General features: G+C 72.6%; 17 protein-coding genes. 12 read left to right on the forward strand and 5 right to left on the reverse strand.

The features are described 5' to 3' along the window. Window positions 1–216: 216 nt before the first annotated feature. From DI005_RS06730 to DI005_RS06770, 9 genes are all read left to right on the forward strand, one after another. Window positions 217–1,404 carry a CaiB/BaiF CoA-transferase family protein gene (locus tag DI005_RS06730; protein WP_113641570.1) on the forward strand — a complete coding sequence of 396 codons (1,188 nt, stop codon included), beginning with the start codon at window positions 217–219 and terminating at the stop codon, window positions 1,402–1,404. Then, the gene (locus DI005_RS06735; protein ID WP_112271540.1) at window positions 1,401–2,240 is read left to right on the forward strand and encodes a CoA ester lyase; all 840 of its coding nucleotides are present in this window, start codon (window positions 1,401–1,403) and stop codon (window positions 2,238–2,240) included. The genes DI005_RS06730 and DI005_RS06735 overlap by 4 nt, the downstream gene beginning before the upstream one ends. Further along, window positions 2,237–3,058, forward strand: coding sequence for a cyclase family protein (locus DI005_RS06740; protein WP_112271538.1), 822 nt, complete (start codon window positions 2,237–2,239; stop codon window positions 3,056–3,058). Before DI005_RS06735 ends, DI005_RS06740 begins: the two co-directional genes overlap by 4 nt. Continuing rightward, window positions 3,055–4,455 (forward strand): MmgE/PrpD family protein, encoded by a 1,401-nt coding sequence (locus DI005_RS06745; RefSeq protein ID WP_112271536.1) that lies wholly within the window; start codon window positions 3,055–3,057, stop codon window positions 4,453–4,455. The genes DI005_RS06740 and DI005_RS06745 overlap by 4 nt, the downstream gene beginning before the upstream one ends. Window positions 4,456–4,482: 27 nt before the next feature. After that, entirely contained in the window at window positions 4,483–5,778 is a 1,296-nt protein-coding gene (locus DI005_RS06750) for an MFS transporter (protein WP_112271534.1), read from the forward strand. Further along, entirely contained in the window at window positions 5,775–7,775 is a 2,001-nt protein-coding gene (locus DI005_RS06755) for an FAD-dependent oxidoreductase (protein ID WP_113641571.1), read from the forward strand. The genes DI005_RS06750 and DI005_RS06755 overlap by 4 nt, the downstream gene beginning before the upstream one ends. A 9-nt stretch (window positions 7,776–7,784) precedes the next feature. After that, a complete protein-coding gene (locus tag DI005_RS06760) occupies window positions 7,785–8,210 on the forward strand; it encodes an Ohr family peroxiredoxin (protein ID WP_112271530.1) in 426 nt (141 codons plus the stop codon). After that, the gene (locus DI005_RS06765; protein WP_113641572.1) at window positions 8,207–8,974 is read left to right on the forward strand and encodes an SDR family NAD(P)-dependent oxidoreductase; all 768 of its coding nucleotides are present in this window, start codon (window positions 8,207–8,209) and stop codon (window positions 8,972–8,974) included. Before DI005_RS06760 ends, DI005_RS06765 begins: the two co-directional genes overlap by 4 nt. A gap of 86 nt (window positions 8,975–9,060) precedes the next feature. Further along, window positions 9,061–10,473: a serine/threonine-protein kinase gene (locus DI005_RS06770; protein ID WP_113641573.1), complete on the forward strand. Its 1,413-nt coding sequence runs from the start codon at window positions 9,061–9,063 to the stop codon at window positions 10,471–10,473. Between the two features lie 97 nt (window positions 10,474–10,570). On the opposite strand, the gene DI005_RS06775 is transcribed toward DI005_RS06770, so the two are convergent. From DI005_RS06775 to DI005_RS06785, 3 genes are all read right to left on the reverse strand, one after another. Further along, a complete protein-coding gene (locus tag DI005_RS06775) occupies window positions 10,571–11,116 on the reverse strand; it encodes a dihydrofolate reductase family protein (protein WP_113641574.1) in 546 nt (181 codons plus the stop codon). Window positions 11,117–11,255: 139 nt separating this feature from the next. Further along, window positions 11,256–11,687: a protein phosphatase gene (locus DI005_RS06780; protein WP_112271522.1), complete on the reverse strand. Its 432-nt coding sequence runs from the start codon at window positions 11,685–11,687 to the stop codon at window positions 11,256–11,258. A gap of 14 nt (window positions 11,688–11,701) precedes the next feature. Further along, a complete protein-coding gene (locus tag DI005_RS06785; RefSeq protein WP_113641575.1) occupies window positions 11,702–12,289 on the reverse strand; it encodes a hypothetical protein in 588 nt (195 codons plus the stop codon). Between the two features lie 297 nt (window positions 12,290–12,586). On the opposite strand from DI005_RS06785, the gene DI005_RS06790 reads away from it, so the two are divergent. Genes DI005_RS06790 through DI005_RS06800 form a run of 3 tightly spaced genes read left to right on the forward strand, consistent with a single transcriptional unit; the run spans window position 12,587 to window position 15,811 of the window. Continuing rightward, window positions 12,587–13,777, forward strand: a complete 1,191-nt coding sequence (locus tag DI005_RS06790; protein ID WP_228713861.1) for an iron-containing alcohol dehydrogenase — start codon at window positions 12,587–12,589, stop codon at window positions 13,775–13,777. Between the two features lie 7 nt (window positions 13,778–13,784). After that, on the forward strand, window positions 13,785–15,146 hold the full coding sequence (locus tag DI005_RS06795) for a sensor histidine kinase (RefSeq protein WP_112271518.1): 1,362 nt from the start codon (window positions 13,785–13,787) through the stop codon (window positions 15,144–15,146). Then, complete coding sequence (locus tag DI005_RS06800) at window positions 15,143–15,811, forward strand: response regulator transcription factor (protein WP_112271517.1); 669 nt, start codon at window positions 15,143–15,145, stop codon at window positions 15,809–15,811. The genes DI005_RS06795 and DI005_RS06800 overlap by 4 nt, the downstream gene beginning before the upstream one ends. On the opposite strand, the gene mftM is transcribed toward DI005_RS06800, so the two are convergent. Then, window positions 15,808–16,701: a mycofactocin oligosaccharide methyltransferase MftM gene (gene mftM, locus DI005_RS06805; RefSeq protein WP_113641577.1), complete on the reverse strand. Its 894-nt coding sequence runs from the start codon at window positions 16,699–16,701 to the stop codon at window positions 15,808–15,810. The genes DI005_RS06800 and mftM overlap by 4 nt on opposite strands. Further along, window positions 16,698–18,191, reverse strand: coding sequence for a VWA domain-containing protein (locus DI005_RS06810; protein ID WP_113641578.1), 1,494 nt, complete (start codon window positions 18,189–18,191; stop codon window positions 16,698–16,700). The genes mftM and DI005_RS06810 overlap by 4 nt, the downstream gene beginning before the upstream one ends. Window position 18,192 lies beyond the last annotated feature (1 nt).

Genomic DNA, 18,192 nt, shown 5'->3' on the forward strand with positions numbered 1-18,192 from the left:
CGAACTTCCTCTCTGAATTCCGTTCCTCCCACAGGAACGAGCGGAAAGCTTGCGGCCATCGTGGCATCCGGTACCCAGAGGAGTCAACGACCCTGCTCTCTTGACGTGAGGCAGGGAGCAGTGCGAACTTGATACACCAGCGCCAGCGCGAAGGGGCGAAACACGACGGTAATGTCGTTCCCCTAGAAGAAACACCAGGAACGGGAGGTACGCCCCATGACGGACGCGCTGTCCGGGATCCGGGTACTCGACACCGCGACGCTGTTCGCCGGTCCGCTCGCCGCGACGCTGCTCGCCGACTACGGCGCCGACGTGATCAAGATCGAGCACCCGAAGGGCGATCCGGTACGCAGCCACGGCGCGCAACGCGACGGCGTCGGCCTCTGGTGGAAGATGCTCGGCCGGGGCAAGAAGGCGATCACGCTCTACCTCGGCTCGCCCGAGGGCCAGGAGATCTTCCGCAGGATGGTCGCCGACGCCGACGTGGTGATCGAGAACTTCCGGCCAGGCACGCTGGAACGCTGGGGGCTCGGCTACGACGAACTGCGGAAGATCAACCCCGGAATCGTCCTCGCGCGGGTCACCGGCTTCGGGCAGATCGGCCCGTACTCGAAGCGTCCCGGCTTCGGCACGCTGGCCGAGGCGATGAGCGGTTTCGCGGCCATCACCGGAGAGCCGGACGGGCCGCCGACGCTGCCGCCGTTCGGCCTCGCCGACGGCATCGCGGCGCTGACCACGGCGTTCGCCGTGATGACGGCACTGCGCGCCAGGGAGCACACCGGCCACGGCCAGGTGGTGGACCTCGCCATCATCGAGCCGATCCTCACGCTGCTCGGGCCGCAGATCATCGCCTACGACCAGCTGGGCGAGCTTCAGGAGCGCACCGGCAACCGCTCGACCAACAACGCTCCGCGCAACACCTACCGCACGCGCGACGGCGGCTGGGTCGCGATCTCCACGAGCGCGCAATCGATCGCCGAACGCGTGATGCGCCTGGTCGGACGGCCCGAGCTGATCGAGGAGCCGTGGTTCGCCACCGGCGCCGAGCGCGCGCGGCACGCCGACGTGCTCGACGAGGCCGTGGGCTCGTGGATCGCCGAGCGCGACCGCGACGAGGTGATCAAGGCGTTCGAGGAGGCGCAGGCCGCCGTCGCGCCGATCTACACGGCCGCCGACATCATGGTCGACCCTCAGTTCGACGCGCTCGGCACGATCGCGACGCTGATGGACGACGAGCTGGGCCCGGTGAAGATGCAGAACGTGCTGTTCCGGCTTTCCGAGACCCCCGGCCGCATCACCTCCACCGGCGCCAAGCTGGGCGCGCACACCGAAGAGGTGCTCGGCCGCTACGACGTCACCGGCGAGCAGCTGGCCGAGCTGCGCCAGAAGGGTGTGATCCGGTGACGGCCCCCGCCAGGAGCTGGCTCTACGTGCCGGGCGACCGGCCGGAGCGCATCGCCAAGGCGCTCGCGTCCGACGCCGACGCCGTGATCCTCGACCTCGAGGACGCTGTCGCGCCTGCCGCGAAGGCCGAGGCACGGCGCACCGTCGTCGCGACACTCGCCGAGGGGCGGCGCGCCTACGTCCGGGTGAACGCCACGAACAGTCCACACGGGACGGCCGATCTCGCCGCGCTCGCCGCCGAGCCGGGTGCCCTCGCCGGGGTGCGACTGCCCAAGTGTGAGGACCCTGGCGAGCTGCGTCGCGTCGCCGACACGCTGGGCGTGCCCGTCTACCCGGTGCTGGAGTCGGCACTCGGCGTCGAGAACGCCTTCGCGCTGGCCACGGCGCACCCGCTCGTCGCCGGGATCTCGCTCGGCGAGGCCGACCTCGCCGCGGACCTGCGGGTGACCGGCGGCGAAGGGCTCGCGTGGCCACGCTCGCGGGTCGTGGTCGCCGCGCGCGCCGCCGGGCTGCCGAGCCCGGTGCAGAGCGTGTGGACGGCGGTGCGCGACCTCGACGGCCTGCGCGCCGACACCGAGCAGGGGCGGCGCGCGGGCTTCTTCGGGCGCTCCGTGATCCATCCGGCACAGATTCCCGTTGTCCATGAGGCCTGTGCCCCCGACGCCGAGGACGTCGCGTGGGCACGGTCCCTTGTGGACGCGGTGAGCGAGAACGACGAGGCGGCCTGGATCGATGCGTCCGGACGCTTTGTCGACAAGGCGATCGTGGAGCGGGCGCTGTGGCTGCTCGCGATCGCGGGGGAGAACCAGCACGTCAAGGAAGGCCACCCGTCATGACACGCACCCAGGATCCGCTGCTCGCCGCCGTCTCCGGCGGGGTCCGGCTGATCGAGCTCGGCCAGCCGTTCTTCACCGGCATGCCGTGCTCCCCGAACCACCCCGGGTTCCGGATGACGCTCATCCGCCGCCACGGCGACATGGAGCGTCCCGACGGCGGCTCGGCCGCCAACGAGATCATCGTCACCGGCGGGCATGTGGGCACCCACATCGACGCGCTGTCGCACGTGAGCCACTGCGGTGAGCTGCACGGCGGGGTCGACGCCGCCGAGGCGCAGCGGGGCGGCGTGTTCACCACGCACGGCGCCGAGAACCTGCCCGGCCTGCTGCGGCGCGGTGTGCTGCTCGACGTCGCCGCCGTGCACGCCGTGCCGACGCTGCCCGCCGGCTACGGCGTGACGGCCGACGACCTGGCGGCCGCCGCGAAGCTCGCCGACGCCGAGCCCGGCGAGGGTGACGTCGCGCTGATCCGCACCGGCTGGGCGCGCAACTTCGGCGACCCGGCCACGTACATGGGCAAGGAGTCCGGCGTTCCCGGCGCGACCGTGGAGGCCGCGGAGTGGCTGGCCGAACGCAAGATCGTCGCGACCGGAGCCGACACGACGGCGTACGAGCAGATCCCCGCGGGCGCCGGACACGCCGTGCTGCCCGTGCACCGGGTGCTGCTCGTGGAGTCCGGGATCTTCATCATGGAGCACCTCGACCTGGAGGCCGTCGCGGAGGCGGGCCTCGGCGAGTTCACGTTCCTGCTCGCTCCCCTGCGCATCACCGGCGGCACCGGCTCGCCCATCCGCCCGCTCGCGGCGGTGAGCGCATGACGACGCTCGTCCAGCGCCTCGCCGAGCTGGCGGACTCGGTGCGTGCCAAGGGACTTCCCGCCGAGCTGCGCGACGACGCCGCGCGCCGGGTGCTCGACGTGCTCGGCAACAGCCTCGCCGCCACCGCCGAGCCGCCGGCGAAGGCGGTCGGCGCGCTCGTCGCCGAATGGGGCGGGCAGGGCCGCGCGACCGCGATCGGCGGCGGCAGGCTCCCCGAGCCGAGCGCCGCGCTGCTGAACGGAACGCTCGCGCACTCGCTCGACTTCGACGACACGCACCTGCCCTCGGTGCTGCACCCCTCGGCCTCCGTGGTGCCCGCGGCGCTCGCGGTCGCCGAGTCCCGCGGCAAGAGCGGCGCCGCACTGCTCGACGCCATCGGCGTCGGCGTGGAGGTCGCCGTGCGCGTGGGCATGGCAGGCTACGACCGGGAACTGGGCAACTCCGTGTTCTTCGAGCGCGGCCTGCACGCCACGGCCATCTGCGGCGCGGTCGGCGGCGCGGTCGCCGCCGCGATGCTGTCCGATGTGGACGCCGAGGGAATCGCCGACGCGCTCGGCATCGCCGCGAGCATGGGCTCCGGGCTACTGGAGGCCAACCGCACCGGCGGCACGGTCAAGCGCGTGCACTGCGGCTGGGCAGCACACGCGGCCGTCACCGCCGCCGGCCTCGCGCGCACCGGGATCACCGGGCCGCCAACCGTGTTGGAGGGCCGGTTCGGGCTGCTGCAGGCGTTCTGCGGCGACCAGGTGGACCTCGACGCGCTCACCGACTCGCTCGGCGAGCGCTGGGAACTGCCCGGCATCTTCTTCAAGCCATACCCCTGCAACCACTTCACGCACGCCGGCATCGACGCCGCGCTGCGGCTGCGGGAACGGGGCGTGACGCCCGGCGAGATCGAGAGCATCGAGCTGGGCGCGCCCACCGCCGTGCTGCGCACGATCGGTGAGCCGCGCGAGGAGAAGATCCTGCCCAAGTCCGGCTACCACGCGGCGTTCTCCGGCCCCTACACCGTCGCGGCGGCGCTGCTCGGCGGCGGCGGGCTCGGCGTGTTCCACGAGGACTTCACCGACGCGGCGGCGGCCGACCCGGAGCGGCTCGCGCTCGCGGCCAAGGTCACGTGCGTGCCCGACGCCCGCTGCGACGAGATCTTCCCGCACCAGTTCCCCGCCGTCCTGCGGGTTCGCCTGCACGACGGCGCCGAGATCGAGGAGCGGGTGGACGAGAACCGGGGCGGCAACGGCAACCCGCTGTCCGCCGACGAGCTGGCGACCAAGTTCCGGCTCAACGCCACGCGCGCGGTCAGCGAGGACCGGGCGCGGCGGATCACCGAGCTGACCTACGGCCTCGCCGGACTGGCGGACGTCTCGGCGCTGACCGGCCAGCTCGTGAGCGCGTAAGAACCCTGACCACAACGAGGTGAGCCCATGACAACCACCCGATTCCGCTGGATCACGATCGGCCTGGTCGTATCGCTGATCGTCATCAACTACATCGATCGCAGCGCGGTGTCCTTCGCCGTACGCCCGCTGCAGGACGAGTTCGGCATCACGGCAACCCAGTACGGCGCGATCTCCAGCGCGTTCGCCATCGGGTACATGGTGTTCACGTTCCTGTCGGGATTCCTGGTCGACCGGTTCGGTCCACGCCGCGTGCTGCTGACGGCGATCGTGATCTTCTCGCTCGCCACGGCGCTGATCCCGCTGGCGGGCGGGTTCGCCGGGCTGCTGCTCGTGCGCATCATCCTCGGCGCGGGTGAGTCTCCGGCGTTCCCCGGTGCGACGCGGGTGGTGAGCCGGTGGCTGCCCCAGAAGGAACAGGGCATCGCGCTCGCGCTCATCGGCGGCGTCGCCGTGTCGGGCAGCCTGCTGATCGCGAGCCCGCTGCTGACGCAGCTGATCGGGCTCACGGGCTGGCGCGGCATGTTCTGGGTGATGGCCGGTGTCGGCGTGGTGTGGGCCGTGCTCGCGCTGTGGTTGCTGCGCAACACGCCGGACGAGAGCCCGTACCCCAACGACGCCGAGAAGGCCTACATCGCCCAGGGCCACACCGCAGCCGACGAGGCACCCGCGAGCAAGGCCGCCGTCGACTGGCGGGGGCTGTTCACCAACCGCAACCTGTGGCTCGTCGCGATCGGCTTCTTCTCGTGGGGCTTCATGTTCTGGGGCTTCATGTACTGGCTGCCCGAGTACCTGCAGCGCGCACACGGCCTGAGCATCGAGAGCGTCGGCGCGTTCTCCATCGCACCGTGGGCGGCCGGTGTGGTGGGCGCGCTGGTGGGTGGTGTGCTGGTGGACCGGCTCTACCGGCGCACCGGCAACGCCCGCACCAGGCTCACGATCATCGGCTGCGCGCTGCTGCTGGCCGGTGCCGCGCTGGTGCCGGTGTTCCTCACGACGAGCCTCACCGTCGCGCTGATCTTCATCTCGCTCGGCGTGGGCTGCGGGTTCATCACCGGTGGCATCTGGTTCGTTGCCTCGATCGACGCGGCGCCCAACCAGCCCGCGAGCGCGGCCGGTTTCGTGGATGCGGCGTTCGCGCTCGCCGGCATCATCGCGCCGTCGATCATGGGCTTCGTCGTCGACCGCACGGGCACGTTCACCAGTGGCTTCGTGCTGATGAGCTGCCTGGTGGCGGTGAGCGCACTGCTGTTGCTGTTCGTGTCCACCGATCCGCGCAGGAACGAGCCGGCGGCACCGGCCGTGGCGGCGGAGCACTCGTGACCGGCCCGCTGCGCGCGGCACTCTCCCCGGTGGAACTGGGCGGGGTGCCGCTGCGCAACCGGGTCTTCGTGCCGGGCCACACCACCAACTTCGGCCACGAGAACCGGCCCACCGCGAGGCACGCCGACTACCACGCCGAACGCGCCCGCGGCGGTGTCGGCCTCATCATCACCGAGGCCATCCGCGTGCACCCGACCAGCGCGGGCAGGCACATCAGCCTCGGCTGCTTCGACGACGCGAGCATCCCGGCGTACGCGGCCATCGCCGACGCCGTGCACGCCGAGGGCGCGGCCATCTTCGCGCAGATCATGCACGCGGGCAGGCAGGCGAACGGGGACGCGACGCGCACGGCGGCGTGGTCGGCGTCGGCGCTGCCGTGGGCGACCGGCGCGCACACCCCGCACGCCATGAGCACCCGCGACATCGGCACGGTGGTGCGGGCGTTCGGCGCGGCGGCGGCGCGGATGTCGCGCGCGGGCTACGACGGACTGGAGGTGCACGCCGGGCACGGGCATCTGCTCCAGCAGTTCCTCTCCCCCGTCACCAACCACCGCACCGACGGCTACGGCGGCAGCGGGGCCAACCGCCTGCGGCTCACGCGCGAGGTGCTCACAGCCGTGCGGGTGGCGGCGCCGGAGCTGCCCGTGGGCCTGCGGGTGAGCGCCGACGAGTTCCTGCCCGGCGGACTCGAACCCGGCGACGTCATCGAGATCGTGTCGACGTTGCGCGAGGAGTTCCCGCTCGCCTACGTGCACGTGAGCCATTCCGCCTACCACGGCAGCTGGTCGCTGGCCACGCAGATGGCGGACATGAGCTTCGGGCACGCGCCGTTCCGCCACCACGCCGGGATGTTCCGCCGCGCGCTGCCGGGGCTGCCCGTGCTCGCGGTGTGCCGCCTCGACAGCGTGGGCGAGGCGGCCGAGCTGATCGCCTCCGGCGAGGCCGACCTCGTGGGGCTCGCGCGCCCACACATCGCCGACCCGCACCTGGTGCGCAAGGCCGCCGAGGGCCGCGAGCACGAGACGCGCTCGTGCGTGGCGTGCAACCAGGGCTGCATCGGGCGGGTGGAGCAGAACCTGCCGATCTCGTGCGTGGTGAACCCGGAGGTCGGGGCCGAGCGCGTGTGGGCGGGCGTCCACAGTAGACGGCGAGCGGGCAGTGTCCTCGTCGTGGGCGGTGGTCCGGCCGGGCTGGAGGCGGCGCTCGCGGCGCACCGCAGGGGCAAGCGCGTGACGCTCGTCGAGGCCGCCGACCGGCTTGGCGGACAGGTCGCGCTCGCCGCCCGGGTGCCGGGCCGGGAGCGGTTCGGGCTGCTCACCCGGGAGCTGGAACGGGACGTGCGCGCGGCCGGGATCACCGTGCGCACCGGCGTGCGCGCCGACGCCGGGCTGGTGCGGGCCGAGTGCGCCGACGACGTCGTGCTCGCCACCGGCTCGGTGCCCGTCCGCCGCGAGCTGCCCGGCGGGCCACCGGTGCTGGACACGTGGCAGGCGGTGGAGACCGTGTGCGGCGAGGAGGCGGTGCCGAACGTCGTGGTGATCCGCGACGACTGCGGCAGCTGGGCCGCCGCCTCACTCGCCGAGGCGTTCGCGGCGCGGGGCGCGCGGGTGCACCTGGTGTCGCCCTCGGCGTCGTACAGCGCGCAGGTGACCACCTACTCCCGGCTGGCGCTGACGAAGCGGTTCACCGACCACGGCGTGCGCGTGCACCTCCTGCGCACCGTGAGCCCGAAGGACAGCGACACGGTGCTGCTGACCGACCCGGTCTCGGGTGGCACCGAGCCGATCACCGGCGTCGGCGCCGTCGTCGACGCGGGCGCGGCCACCTCCGCCGACGCGCTGCTGCACGAGCTGGCCGACGTGGCCCGCGTACACGTGGCGGGCGACGCCAACGCGCCGCGCACCGCGCTCGAAGCCGTCTACGAGGGCCGGGTCGCCGGTGCCGTACTGGCCGCCGAGCCCGACCCGGAACCCGTCCTGCTCGCACTGTCCCGCTGAAGGAGAACCATGTCCTCGATATCACTGAAGCCCCTCTACACCGCGACGGTCGAGGCGACCGGCGGCCGCGCGGGCACCGCCCGCTCGCACACCGGCTCATTGGAGCTGACCCTCGCCCGGCCCGCCGAGCGCGGCACCGGCGCGGGAACCGACCCCGAGGAGCTGTTCGCCGCGGGCTACGCGGCGTGCTTCGCGAGCGCCGTGACCGTCGCGGCCCGGCGCGAACGCGTACGGCTCGGCGCGTGCACGGTGACCGGGTCGGTGACGCTCGGCGAACAGCCCGACGGCCGGTACGCCATCGCGGTGCGCCTGGAGGTCTCCGCGCCCGACTGCGACCCCGCCGGGCTGCGCACGGTGGTCGCCACCGCCGACACCCTGTGCCCCTACTCCAACGCCCTGCGCGAGGGCGCGCCCGTGACGATCGAGATCGCGTGAGTACCGGCCGGATCGCCCTGGTCACCGGGGCCGCGCAGGGCATCGGCGCCGCGATCGCCGAGCGGCTGGCCTTCGCGGGGATGACCGTGGCGATGGCCGACCTCGCCGACCCGGCGGCGTGGACCACCACCCGCGACCAGGTCGCCGCCGCGGGCGAGTCGGTCGAGTCGGGCACTGCGCCGAGCACGCACCGCGTGGACGTGCGCTCGGCCGAAAGCTGCCGCGCGCTTGTGCGGGAGGTCGAGGCGAAGCTCGGCGGGCTCGACGTGCTGGTCAACAACGCGGGCGTGAACGGGCGCGGGGCCGCCGAGGAACTGTCCGAACAGGATTGGAACGATCCGATCGACGTCAACCTCTCTGGCACGTTCCGGATGTGCCAGGCGGCCTACCCGCTGCTCACGGCGTCGCCGGCGCCGTGCATCGTGAATCTCACCTCCACCGCGGGGCAGGTCGCCGTGCCCGGCTGCGCGGGCTACGCGGTGAGCAAGGCCGGGATCCTGCACCTCACGCGCGTCCTCGCGCTGGAGTGGGCCGCGAACGGCATCCGCGTCAACGCCGTCGGCCCGACGATCGTGCCGACCGCGATGAACGCCGACGTCCGCGCGGACGCGGAGTACCTGACGGACAAGCTCGCGTCGATCCCGTTCGGCCGGATGGTCGAACCCGGGGAGGTCGCCGACGGCGTCGCGTTCCTCGCCTCCCCGGCCGCGAAGATGGTCACCGGGCACACGCTGTTCGTGGACGGAGGAGTCGTGCTGGGCTGAATGGGCCGCAGGGAGCGGGGACGATCTAGCGCCATACGATGGGCGGTCTCGTCCCCCTCCGGTGAAGACAGGCGTGGAGCAGCCCCTTGAGTGACGACGACAGAAGACTGGTCGCAGGCCGTTACCGGTTGGCGGAACGCCTCGGTGCGGGCGCGATGGGTGAGGTGTGGAAGGGCGAGGACGAACGCCTGAACCGCACGGTCGCGCTCAAACAGCTGCATCTGCGCACGGCGCTCGACGCGGCGGGCGCCGGGGACCTGCGGGCCCGCGCGATGCGCGAGGGCCGCATCGCCGCGCGGCTCATGCACCCCAACGCGATCGCGATCTTCGACGTGGTCGAGGAGGAGGGCTACCCGTGGCTGGTGATGGAGTACCTGCCCTCCACCAGCCTCGCCGACCTGCTCGCCGCGCGCGGCAGCCTCCCGCCCGCCGAGGTCGCCGAGATCGGCAGGCAGGTCGCGGAGGCGCTGGCGGCCGCGCACCGCTCCGGGATCATCCACCGCGACGTCAAGCCCGCGAACGTGCTGCTCGCCGACAACGGCGTCGCCAAGATCTCCGACTTCGGCATCTCGCGCGCGGCCGGGGACGTGACGCTCACGGCGACCGGTCTCGTCGCGGGCACGCCCGCCTACTTCGCGCCCGAGGTGGCCAGGGGCAGCGACGCCGACGAGCGCTCCGACGTGTTCTCCCTCGGCTCCACGCTCTACCACGCGGTGGAGGGCAATCCGCCGTTCGGCAGGCACGACAACGCGATCGCGCTGCTGCACCGGGTGTCCCAGGGCGAGATCGACCCGCCCCGGCACGCGGGCCCGCTCACGCCGGTGCTGCTGCGGCTGCTGGACCCCGACCCCGATGCCAGGCCCGGCATGACCGAGGCCGGGCAGGCGCTGGCAGCGGTCGCCACGGCGAGTCCGGCCACCCCGGCGACGGCTCCCGAGCCGGGGCGACGACGCCTCGCCGTGGTCGGCCTTGCCGCGCTGATCGTGGTCGCGGTGCTCGGTGCCGGACTCTGGTTACTGCTCGGCGGCGGTGACGACCAGCGGGCCGGCGGCGACACCCCGCAGCCGGACCCCTCGGCCCCGGCGTCGTCCGCGCCTCGGGGACCCACGACGTCGGCCGAGGCCACGACCACCCCCGCGTCGCCCCCGCCGAGCACCAGCTCCCCCACGCCGACGCCCACCCCTCAGGGCAACCCCGACGAGCAGCGGATGGCCGCCGTGCGCGACTACTACGCGCTGCTGCCGGGCAACCTGGAGGCCGCCTACGCCCGCCTCTCGGACCGGTTCAAGAGCACGCGCTCGCCGAGCTTCGCCGACTACGCGTCGTTCTGGAACCAGATGAGCTCCGTGCAGGCCACGAACCTGAGCCCGGCAGGTGGTAACGCCGTCACCGCGACGATCACCTACACCTACGCGGACGGCGGCACCACGACCGAGCGGCACACCTACACCCTCGTCGACCAGAACGGCCAGTGGGCGATCGACGGCCAAGCCAGCTGAGTCGACGCTCCCCAAGGCCACCTTTGGTGCGTTGAACGCAACAAAGGTGGCCTTGGGGGCAGTTGGCCGACGCGGCGTCGGTCGCGGAAGGGGTGGCTCAGTGCACTACGCGTAGCCACAGGTTCGTCGCGTGCGGCACCTCGCTGAGGTGGATCTGCTCCAGCCGCACGTTGTCGCCGCCCGGCCGGTCGAACAGGCGCACGCCGTCGCCGAGCAGCACCGGCACGATGATCGTGAGGATCTCGTCGAGCACGCCCGCGTCGAGGCACTGCCTGGCGACGTCGGCGCCGAGCACGTTCACGTACTTCTCGCCCGCGGCCTCCTTCGCCTGGGACACGGCGCTGTCGAGGTCGCCGACGAACGTCACGCCCGGCACCGGGGCGGCGGGCGGGTTGTGGGTGAGCACGAACTGGGGGCCGTCCCAGCCGCCGCCGAACGCCTTGCCCTCCTTCTCGGCGTCGCCCCGGTGCGGGTCGTCGCCGCCGAACGTCCGGTTGCCCACGAGCAGCGCGCCGATGTCGCCGACGAGCGCGTCGATCTCCGGGTTCGGGCCGAGGTGCCCGGTCAGCCACGACATGTCCCCCTTGGGCCCGGCGATGAACCCGTCGAGCGACATCGACACCGAGTACAGAAGCTTGGCCATGTGCCTACCTCCGAGGTGGTGGATCCGTAGCCGGGTAGACCACAGGCGCCCGGAGAAGTCATCGCCGGCAGCCCCCACGCAGTGAAGGCCACCATCACTGCGTTGAACGCAGTGATGGTGGCCTTCACTGCAGTCGGGGTCAGGGGGTGAAGCGGGCCACGTAGCGCTTCTGCCACGGGGTCTCGACGGCGTGCGAGTCGTAGTGCGCCCGCACGTAGGCGACGGCCTCGGCGGCCGGTACGCCGTCGAGCACCGCGAGGCACGCCAGCGCGGTGCCGGTGCGGCCCTTGCCGCCCGCACACGCCAGCTCGACGCGCTCCGTGGCGGCACGCTCCCACGCGTCCCGCAGCACCTCGCGGGCCGCCGCCCGGTCGCTGGGCAGCCGGAAGTCGGGCCAGCGCAGCCAGCGGCTCTCCCACGTGAGGTCGGGCGGAGGCTTGCCGAGCAGGTACACGCCGTACTCGGGACGGGGCCCGGCGGGCAGCGGCTTGCGCAGTCCCCGGCCCCGCACCAGCCTGCCGGAGGGCAGCCGCAGCACACCCGCGGTCTCGGGCTCCCAGGTGTCGGTCACGAATCCGAGCCTAGCTAGAGCTCCTCGATGCCCCGCCAGCACCACGACCCGCTCACCTGCGCGACTTCGAGCGACACATCGCCCTCCACGCGCTCGCCCTGGTGCTCCAGCACCACGTGCGCCTTCGCGGTGGCGCTGGAGCCCGACTCCTGGACGGCGCCCGTGAGGTCGAACCGCGTGACCATCGACGCCTCGCGGGTGTAGCCCTCGATCGCGGCCTCCGAACCGGAGCAGACGAGCTGGTTGAGCGCGTCCTCGTCCTTGTTCTGGAAGCCCTGCGCAATCTGCTCGACCAGGTTGGCGGCCGGGCTGGAACCGGCGTCGACGCCGCCACCGGCACTCTCCTCGCCGTCGTCGCCGACGAGGAAGCCCGGCGCCACGAACGCCGTGATCACGAACGCGGCGGCCACGACCACCGCGGCCGAAAGGCCCACCCACAGCCCGGTCTTCCGCTTCGGCGGCCGAGGGCCCTGCGGCGGGAACGGCTGCTGCGGTGGGAAGCCTCCACCCGGCGGGAAGCCCTGTTGCTGCGGGTAGCCGCCCTGCCCGTAGGGACCCGGCTGCTGACCGTAGGGCTGACCCGGTTGCGGTGGGTACGTCATCGGAGAAGCCTTTCTGGAGTTGATCTCGGCCCGTTACGACGCCCCTCGCCCCGGGGAGGTTCCCTCCCGCGGTACCTGTCCGATCGGGCAGGTACCCCTACCGCGGTCGGAGGGTGTGCCCGCCCTCTGAACGGCACTAACCTGGTCTGCGTTCAGCAGCGTGGCTGGATGCGAGGAGGCGTTCACGTGCACCTGACCCGACCCGCACCGGAGCTGGCTGACGACCTCGGGCAGTGGGCCCGGCTGCCACAGCAGGCGGCGGCGCTGCCGGACACGGGACCGAACACCGGCGCCGAGCTGGAAGGCCCCGGCGCGGCACCCGCCCCTTCGAACACCGCGGGCCGGCTCGCGAAGTTCCACGTCCCCGAGATCGTGTTCGGCCCGCACGCGCTGGCCGAGCTGGGGCACTGCGCGCTGCGCGTGGGCGCGCGCAGGCCCTTCCTGGTCACCGACCCCGGGATCGTCGAGGCGGGCTGGACCGCCGAGGCGGTGGGTCACCTACGGCTCGCCGGGCTGCGGCCCGTGGTGTTCTCCGACCTCACGCCCAACCCCAAGGACCACGAGATCACGGCGGCCTACGAGCACTACGCCGAGAGCGGCGGCGACGTGATCCTCGCCGTCGGCGGCGGCTCGTGCATCGACGCGGCCAAGGGCGTCGCGATCCTGTCCGGCAACGGCGGCACCATCCTCGGCTTCGCCGGCGTCGACAAGGTCGTGCAGCCCATCCCGCCCCTGGTCATGGCGCCCTCGACGTCGGGAACGGGCGCCGACGTCTCCCAGTTCGCCGTCATCACCGACACCACGCGGCACACCAAGATCACCATCATCAGCCGCACGCTCGTGCCCGACATCTCCGTGATCGACCCCCGCCTGCTCACCACCATGCCGGAGGAGCTGAACGCGGCCACCGGGCTCGACGCGCTGACCCACGCCGTAGAGGCCTACGTCTCCCGCGCGCACAACCGGCTCACCGACCACCACGCGCTGCACGCGGCCCACCTCATCACCAGCAATCTGCGCAGCACGACCGTGCAGCCGAGACGGGCCGAGCCGAGGATCGGCATGGCACAGGGCGCGCTCGAGGCGGGGATGGCCTTTACCAACGCCATCCTCGGCATCACGCACGCGATGAGCCACCAGGTCGGCGGCCTGCTCGACGCGCCGCACGGCGTGCTCAACGGGGTGCTGCTGCCGCACGCGATCCGGTTCAACGCCGCCGCGGACCCGAACCGCTACGTGCCGCTCGCGGCGGCCGTCGGCATCGACGTGACGGGCCGTCCCGCCGACGAGGTGGCCGACGAGCTGGCCTCGTTCATCCGCACGCTCGCCGACGACGTGGGCGTGCCGAGTGGCCTGTCGGACCTCGGCGTCACCGAGGCCGACATTCCCACGCTCGCGCGCACCACGCTCGACGACGCCTGCCTGGCCACCAACCCGCGCGAGGTCGACGCCGAGGACGTGACCGCGCTGTTCCGGCAGGCACTGTGAGGAACCCATGACATCCTCACCGCACACCGGCTTCGGCCGCGACGAGGCCGATCTCGGTGCGCTCACCGGCGTGCGCTCCGGCAAGCGCTCGTTCTACCCGGAGTACGTGCGCTCGGCGGAGCGGCTGGAGAACGCCGTGCGGGCGCTGGACCGGATCTCGCGCGCGCTCGTGCGCACGGCCGAGGGCCCTCGCGGGCTCGTCGAGGCCGTGGTGCACGCCGCCGCCGAGCACCTGCACGCCGACTGGCTGCTGGTCGCAGTCGCCGACGGCGCGCTGCAGGCCGCGCGGCCGAGGTTCCTGCTGCTGCGCGGTGCCGAGCTGATCGACGACGAGCGGCTGCTGCCCGCAGAGGCCCTGCCCCACCTGCACGTGCTGCGGTCGCGGCCGTGGGAGGCCGAGGACGCGGGCGGCGGCCCGATCGGCCCGATCGTGCGGGTGTCGATGACGCTGGACGGAGAGCCGGTGGGCGGCATCGCCGGGCTGCCGGGCTTCGGCGTGGACGTGGCCGACACCGACCTGGCGATCCTGCGGGTGCTCGCCAACCAGGCCGCGGTGGCGCTGCACAACTCGTTCCTGCTGCACGCGGCGACGAAGTTGCGCGGCAAGACCGAGATGCTTTCCGAGGCCGCACAGCGGCAGGCGAGGGAGCTGGCCGAGACCCAGCAGCGGCTGATCGAGGCCATGCAGCGGCAGGCGCTCGACGACGAGCGGCACCGCATCGCGCGCGAGCTGCACGACAGCGTCACGCAGGACGTGCTCTCGGCGGGCATGACGGTGGAGGTGTGCCGGGCCGAGCTGGCCGCCGAGGGCGGGCACGACCAGGTGGTTGGCCAGCTGACGGCGGCGAAGGACCTCACCAGGCACGCGGTCGAGCGGCTGCGGGCCGCGATCTACGCGCTGCACAACGGGTCGGAGGAGCCGCCGGGTTCGCTGCCGGTGCTGCTGGAACGGCTCTCGTCGGTGCACCTGCCGAGCGACCTCAAGGTGCGGGTGCGTGTCGTCGGCACGCCGGTGCCGCTGCCGGGCGAGGTCGAGCACTCGTTGCTGCGGCTGGCCGGGGAGGCACTGTTCAACACGGTCATGCACACCACCGCGGAGCAGGCGCTCGTGCGGCTGCGCTACCGGCCGGAGCGGATCGTGCTCGCGATCTCCGACGACGGCGACGGCGACCCGGCCCAGCTGCGCAAGACGCTCAAGCTCACCGCCTCCACCGATCTGGCAGGCGTGCACCGGGGGCTGGCGAACATGCAGGCCAGGGCAAAGGAGCTGGGCGGCACGATGTCGATCCGGCGCTCCGAGCTGGGCGGGATCATGCTCCTGCTCGACATCCCCCTTCCCTTGCGGCGGAACGGAAAGGCGGCACCATGAACCGACAGGCGACGCGCCCCCGCGCGGAGCAGGGGCAGCTGAGCATCGTGCTGGTGGACGACCACGCGATCGTGCGGCAGGGCCTGCGGTCCATCCTCGACCGCGAGGACGACATGCGCGTGGTCGGCGAGGCCACCACGGCGACCGAGGCGAGGGCGGTGCTCGACCGGCTACGGCCCGACATCGTGCTGCTGGACCTGAAGCTGGGCACCGGATCCGACACCGAGGGCCTCGAGCTGTGCTCGGAGATCACGGCGAACCATCCGGAGATCGGCGTGCTCGTGCTGACGACGTTCCTCGACGACGCCTACGTGCTGGAGGCCGTGCATCGCGGCGCGAAGGGCTACGTGATCAAGGACGTGGACACGAGCGCGCTCGTGTCGGCGATCCGCACGGTCGCGCGCGACGAGAGCGCGTTCGACTCCCGCTCGGCGTCGGTGATGGCACGCTCGATCCGCACCGCGCCCGAGGAGCCCGCGCTCACCGAACGGGAGCAGGGCGTGCTCGAGTTGCTGGCGACGGGCCTGAGCAACCGCGTCGTGGGCGAGCGGCTGTTCATCTCCGAGACCACGGTGAAGTTCCACGTCCGCAACATCATGCGCAAGCTCGGCGCCGCTACCCGCGCCGAGGCCGTGTACGAGGCCAGCAAGATGGGGCTGATCTAGCCGGTGTGGACGGTGAGCCAGCCGCCGTGGTGCTCGCTCACCGTGAACGGCAGCCCGGTGCTCGCGCCCAGCGCGGTGAGCTCCGCGAGACCGAACCGGCGGACGTGGCCGTAACACGTGCTCGGCTCGTCCTCGAACGGCACCGCCACCACCACCCGCCGCGCGGCGAGCCGCAACGCCTCGGCGAGCACCAGCGCGCCGTCGGCGGGCGCGAGATGCTCCAGCAGGTGCAGCACGGTCACCGTGTCGGCCGCGCCGTCGGGCAGCGGCACGGCGGCGGCGTCGCACGTGATCGTGCGCAGCGGCACGCCCTCGCTCGCGGCGACCGCCGACAACAGCCGCATGCTCCCGGCAACGAGGTCCGACGCGGTCACCTCGTAGCCGTCGCGACGGGCCAGCAGCAGGGGGAAGAACCCGAAGCACGAGCCCAGATCGAGCACACGTCCCGGGGGCACGAGCGCAGCCGCTCGGTCGTAGACAGGTGCGAGGTCGGCGGTCCACGAGCGCCCGCGCGGCCGTGCGCGCAGCCGGGCGAGGGTGTTGCCGTAGAACGCCCGCCACGCCGGCAACGCGCCGGGGACGGTCGAGCGCACCACGCCGACGAAGATCCGTTCGAACAGCTCGGACCCGGCGAGCAGGCCCGGCCGGAACAGCTCGCCGGCGAGCAGCTCGGTGAGGTCGTTGCCCAGGTCGGCACGGCGCAGCACATGGCTCACCTCCACGCGCGAGCCCCCCTTGTGCAACCGGAAATGCCGGGTACCCGCGAGCACCGGGCCCAGCGACGTCCGCGGCGCACCCCCGCCGAGCCGCACCACACGCACCCGCTCGTCGCGGTACTCCCCCGGCTCGCCCGGTGCCAGCGGGTCGAGCACCGGCAGCACACTCGTCATCGCGCCCCCAACGGCAGATCCCGCGCGGCCCGCTCCAGACCGGCCAGGTCACGCACCACGCGCACGCGGCCGCAGTGCTCGGAGTAGGCGGGCAGGTCACACGCGCCGAGACCCCACGAGTGCCTCGGCTCCGGCGTCAGCCACAGCACGTCCCGGGCCCTGCGCGCGATCTCGGCGAACGCGCCGAGGTTCGGGTCGTTGCCGTTGCCGCGCCCGTCGCCGAGCACCAGCACGGTGGTCCTGCGGTTCACGGCGCCCGCGTGCTCGGCGAGGAACGTGCCGAACGCGGCGCCGTAGTCGGAGTTGGCGTCGACGTCGATCACCTCACCACGGAAGAGCGCACCGAGCGCGTCCTCGATCCGCTGCCCCGCGAACAGGCCACTGATCTCGGCGATCTCGGCGACGAACGCGTAGGAACGGACCTTGGCGAACAGGTCGTGCAGCCCGTACAGCAGCCGCAACGTGAACCCGGCCGTCGCCCGCACCGACAGGCTCACGTCCGCGAGCACCACGAGCCTCGGCTTGTCCTCGGTCTGGCTGATCGTGACGGGGCGGAAGGGCACGCCGTCGTAGCGCAGGTTGCGGCGCATGGTCCTCGCCGAGTCGATGCGCCCGCGAGGGGCAGGCCGCTTGCGGTGGGTCACCGCTCCGCGCAGCGTGGCCACGATGCGGTGCAGCGCCTCCTCCAGCTCCTCGTGCCCCGCCTCGTCGCCCCGCCACTCGCCCTGCTCGACCGAGTTCTCCAGCCACAGCAGGTGTTCGAGGTGCTTGCGCAACGCTTCGGGCAGCCGTTCCAGCAGCCGTTCGTCGAGCTTCCCGCCCAGTGCGAGTGCGTCCCGCTCGTCCCCCGCGTCGCCGTCGTCCTCGCCCGAGCCCTCCAGCCAGCTCAGCAGCGCGTCCTGCTCGGCGAGGCTCAGCGACGCGTCGACCGGGGTTCCGCGCGCCTTGCCCAGCTGCCCCGGCGCGACGCCGTGGCTGCGGTCGATCTCGAGCAGCACCTCGTTGGAACCGTCCATCGTGGACACGTCCTGCTGGGAGAACACCACCTCGTCCTCGGTCTCGTTGTCGAGCACGATCGGGTTCAGCTCGGGGTGCGGGCTGTAGCGCTCGACGAGGTTTTCCTTCTCGAACGCCTCGCCCAGCTCCGCGTCGGGGCTCTCCATGTCGGCCCTCGGCGGGCGCTGGCCCACCTCCTCGGCGAGCGTGAAGTCCTCCAGCAACTTCCCGCCGGGGCCGCTCGCCTCCGAGTCCTCCCACTGCTCGTTGTCGAAGCGCACCAGTGCGAAGAAGGCGGCGAACAGCTCGTCGAAGAGCCCGCCGTCGCGGTGGTCCTTCACGAGTGAGCAGCGCAGGCCCTCGCGAAACAGCTCGCGGTCGGCGACGATCCCCTTCGCCGCGACACACCGGGCGGCGTCGACCACCTCGGGCGACGACACCCGCAGCCCGGCGTGCCGCAGCAACCGCGCGAACCGGTGCAGGCTCCTCAGCATC

The organism is Prauserella sp. PE36 (assembly GCF_003311655.1).
In the GTDB taxonomy this organism is placed as follows: Bacteria; Actinomycetota; Actinomycetes; order Mycobacteriales; family Pseudonocardiaceae; genus Prauserella_A; species Prauserella_A endophytica.